The organism is Halanaerobium sp. (assembly GCF_003070835.1).
Genome location: NZ_QBLR01000340.1, coordinates 1 through 3,517 on the forward strand (window position 1 = coordinate 1; position 3,517 = coordinate 3,517).

General features: G+C 30.5%; 5 protein-coding genes and 1 pseudogene. 2 read left to right on the plus strand and 4 right to left on the minus strand.

Annotation, left to right across the window (positions count from 1 at the left end):
- Positions 1-134 precede the first annotated feature (134 nt).
- Positions 135-569 (plus strand): hypothetical protein, encoded by a 435-nt coding sequence (locus CI949_RS18610; RefSeq protein ID WP_290769165.1) that lies wholly within the window; start codon positions 135-137, stop codon positions 567-569.
- A gap of 52 nt (positions 570-621) precedes the next feature.
- Here the strand turns inward: CI949_RS18610 and CI949_RS18615 are convergent, their stop codons facing one another.
- The 4 genes from CI949_RS18615 to CI949_RS18630 all read right to left on the minus strand — a co-directional run bounded on the left by CI949_RS18615 (position 622) and on the right by CI949_RS18630 (position 2,875).
- Positions 622-1,392 carry a SagB/ThcOx family dehydrogenase gene (locus CI949_RS18615; protein ID WP_290769168.1) on the minus strand — a complete coding sequence of 257 codons (771 nt, stop codon included), beginning with the start codon at positions 1,390-1,392 and terminating at the stop codon, positions 622-624.
- A 147-nt stretch (positions 1,393-1,539) separates the two neighbouring features.
- Positions 1,540-1,665, minus strand: coding sequence for a hypothetical protein (locus CI949_RS18620; protein WP_259700019.1), 126 nt, complete (start codon positions 1,663-1,665; stop codon positions 1,540-1,542).
- Between the two features lie 206 nt (positions 1,666-1,871).
- Entirely contained in the window at positions 1,872-2,396 is a 525-nt protein-coding gene (locus CI949_RS18625) for a permease (RefSeq protein WP_091405352.1), read from the minus strand.
- Positions 2,393-2,875: a hypothetical protein gene (locus CI949_RS18630; RefSeq protein WP_290769177.1), complete on the minus strand. Its 483-nt coding sequence runs from the start codon at positions 2,873-2,875 to the stop codon at positions 2,393-2,395. Before CI949_RS18630 ends, CI949_RS18625 begins: the two co-directional genes overlap by 4 nt.
- Positions 2,876-3,118: 243 nt before the next feature.
- Here CI949_RS18630 and CI949_RS18635 point away from each other — a divergent pair.
- A pseudogene (locus tag CI949_RS18635) lies at positions 3,119-3,517 on the plus strand (glucose-6-phosphate isomerase); the annotation flags it as partial.

Genomic DNA, 3,517 nt, shown 5'->3' on the forward strand with positions numbered 1-3,517 from the left:
TTTAATATATATTTAATAATAATCATCTATAATCAAATTAGAATAGGTTTGGTTAATGATTTTGTAAGTGTTAAAATAACCATTGTGGATTTTAAATCGCATTATTTTTATATTCTAATGGAGGTGTTTTATAGATGAATTCTTTTGAAGAGAGAGAAATTGAAGAATTGATTATAGGCTATAACAATGATATACATGACCCGAATGTTTCTTCAGCAGAGATAGTTAACAAATATTTTTTCAAGAATGTGTGTGAAAAGTCATTTAATGTCTATACAAAATGGCTTTGTAAAGATAGATTCAACAAAAATCCAAGAATTAGAAATTTAAGTGTATCCAATATTAGGAGTATAAACAAAGAAGTATTTGCACCAGATGAAATAGAAGAAGAGGTATATGCCAATTTGTCTTACGAAATAAAAAGAGACGATATGGATTGGACAGAAGTGTGCGGCAATACTATGGTTTTGAAAATAAATGGAAGATGGTATTACGCATTATTATCAGATATGAAATATGAAATTATGGCTTATCCAAGAAATTTTCAACTAAAATTTGAATATGTATGATAAAAAAGCAGCTATTCATTAAACTTTGAATAGCTGTTTTAATTTAATAACTTTATTTTATTTTACCAACAGGTGCAACATATACGGAAAATTCTTCATCACCATCTAATTCCAACAGTTCATCTAACTTTTCTTGAGAATACGAACCAATAGCACAAGTCCCGCAGCCTAAAACCTCTGCAGATAAATAAAGATTTTGGCAAACATGTCCTGCATCTAAAGCTATAACTTTGTGAGACAAGAAGGAATATCTCCATTCAGTCCTATATGGAACTACAGCCCAAACAAAAGTTACGGCTGAAGTTACTGTCATCCTTTGTTCTTGTGTAGCTTCAAACATCTCATCATCGAAATTGCCTTTTTTAACTGGGATTAACTTGTGTTTTAAAGCAGAATATCTGTATATTCCCATTTCGATATTCTCAACATTTCTAATATAAAGGTATGTTTCAAAAGGATGCCTCGCTCCCGCAGAAGGAACAGTCCTTAAAGTAGCATACCCATTTCTAATAACTCGTTCAACGCCTTGTGTTGACCATAGTAAAAAAGATAGTTCTTTTAAAGTCATAGTTTTATTTTTATAAGCTCTTCTACTTCTTCTTTTTTTGATTAAGTCTACATAATCGATTTTTTCTAAATCAAATTCTTCAACACGGATTAAATCAATTAACTCATTTTCATCTTCTATTTGTTTTTCTAATAGTGGTTGTTTAATTCCTTTTTGTTGATCTGTTTTTTCAACTGAAAATAATTCATTTCCCATAGTATCCCATGGCGACTTTAAAAAATTTCTGCCTTTCTCGATTAAATTTTTTATATCCATTGTATCCCCTCCATTTGTTAGCTAAGTTAATTATATCAAATATTTAATTTCATTTAAAATAAAAAAGCAGCCATTAAAATGGCTGCTAAATTATATTGCGGAGGTAAACCTCTTCTATGGTCCTTTATATCAAGTATGAGCTAACTATTAAATATATCTGTTCACTTCTAAATAAATATTTTTCATGTCCTCTACTCTGTTATAAGCTTCATAGAATGATTCAGCATGTCTATCTTTTTTATAATTTTCTATACCTCTAAACTTTTTAAACATATGAATCCCTCCTCGTATTAATGAAAAATCGTGAATTAAAAAATATTTTATATCCGACAAATTTCATCTAAATTATAAATCGTAGAGTAAACTCTATGTCAAGAAGCAAATCATATATTTTTATGTAAATATTGAGTAAATACTGGAGTTAAGTTGATTAATATAGTCGGAATAAAAAAGATAAAAAATAAACCAGCAAAGCCTGCTTATTTAGATTCAGGTATTTTATAATTTTGTTTTCTGAAAATCTTCTCCAAAATTATTGCTGTTAAGATTATGAATGGTATTGAAGACAAGAGTCTAATAGCTGTGAATTTAATTCCTAATATAGTTGCTTCCATAACACTCATTGGAATCATAAAAAGTGAGGCTGCTGTTACATATGAAAAAATAGAACTGTAACTGGCTCCCTTATGGTATAAAGCATTTGCAACAGGAAAAGCCATAAATGTTCCTCCTACTGTTGTCGAAGCCAACAAAAAGGACCAAATATATTTTTTAAATCCAGATTTTTGTCCAAATCCTTTTTCAATAGTTTCTCTTTTCGCCCAGACATTGAAAAGACCTATTAAAACGAAAGCAGGAGGCAATATTAACAACATATCTTTAGCAAACAAAAGGAAGTTATCCCAAGCTCTTATTCCAAAATCGAAGTCTATAATAAATGAAATAATAATGAAAAGTGCAAAACTCAAGGCTACAACTAAATTTATAAATTTTTTTCTTGTCATATTATCACCTCTCCATAAGAAATACCAGTTATAATAGCAATCATTCCAGCGACAAAAAATGCTCCAATATTCCTATAAATTGTGGCTTTCATTCCCATATACTCTTTTTCAACAGGGTAAGTAACCACACCAACAAGCATCAAAGAAGAGACAAAAGCAGCTACAACCATGTAAGGAATTCCTTTGCTAACCAATATTCCTGCTAAAGGATAAGCGATAAACCCAGGCATCATAGTGATTGAACCTATAATTAAGCCTAAAATCATACCGATAAATGGAGCCTGTCCTCCCAGATAATTTATTATAAATTGATCAGAGATTAAAAGAATAAATGATAAAATAATTAGCAATTTAAGATAAGTGCCTAGTATTTTAGAAAATTTCTTCCAACCGATTTTTAATCCTTTAAAAGTTTTTTCGCGATCTGCAAAGAATGAAGCGATAACTGCAATTCCAGCAATATAGTAAAGTGTGTACATTGTTTTCCCTCCTTGATTATACCCACAAGGGGTATCTTTGTAATTATCATATGCTTAAAAAATAATAAAAAAAGTAAAACGGATTACAATTATTGAAATTATATCGTTAAAATATAATTTGGTAAAAATTGGTCCCATAAACGGAAGGTGCACATAAATCTTGCAAAATAGCGCTGAAAAATATATACTTGTGATAGTATTAATAATTTAGGCAGCGATATAAGAATATAAGGAGGAATTAGGATGTCTGAAAAGGATAATTTAAGATTAAAGCTGGATATTAACAATGTTTTTGCAGAAATGATTGGTGAAGAACATGGTTTGACAGTTGAGGATTTAGAGAAGGCAAAAGAGGAAGCTTTAAAAGCACATCAAAACATACTTGAGGCTGAAGCTGATGGCCAGATGGGTTTTATGGAGCTACCTTACAATCAGGAAGAGGTTGTAAAAGAACTTAAGGCAACTGCCGAAGAGTTAAAAGACAAATTTGATAATTTTGTAGTATTGGGTATAGGAGGATCTGCACTCGGGAATATTGCGGTCCAGACTGCAATAAATGATCCCCACTATAATTTATTTGAAGAAGCGCGTAATGGATATCCCCGTCTTTTTGTAAATGATAATGTTGATCCAGAAGGAATT

Coding starts and splice junctions, on each gene's coding strand:
- CI949_RS18610 (WP_290769165.1), top strand. CDS start 135: ATGAATTCTTTTGAAGAGAGAGAAATTGAAGAATTGATTATAGGCTAT.
- CI949_RS18615 (WP_290769168.1), bottom strand. CDS start 1,392: ATGGATATAAAAAATTTAATCGAGAAAGGCAGAAATTTTTTAAAGTCG.
- CI949_RS18620 (WP_259700019.1), bottom strand. CDS start 1,665: ATGTTTAAAAAGTTTAGAGGTATAGAAAATTATAAAAAAGATAGACAT.
- CI949_RS18625 (WP_091405352.1), bottom strand. CDS start 2,396: ATGACAAGAAAAAAATTTATAAATTTAGTTGTAGCCTTGAGTTTTGCA.
- CI949_RS18630 (WP_290769177.1), bottom strand. CDS start 2,875: ATGTACACACTTTACTATATTGCTGGAATTGCAGTTATCGCTTCATTC.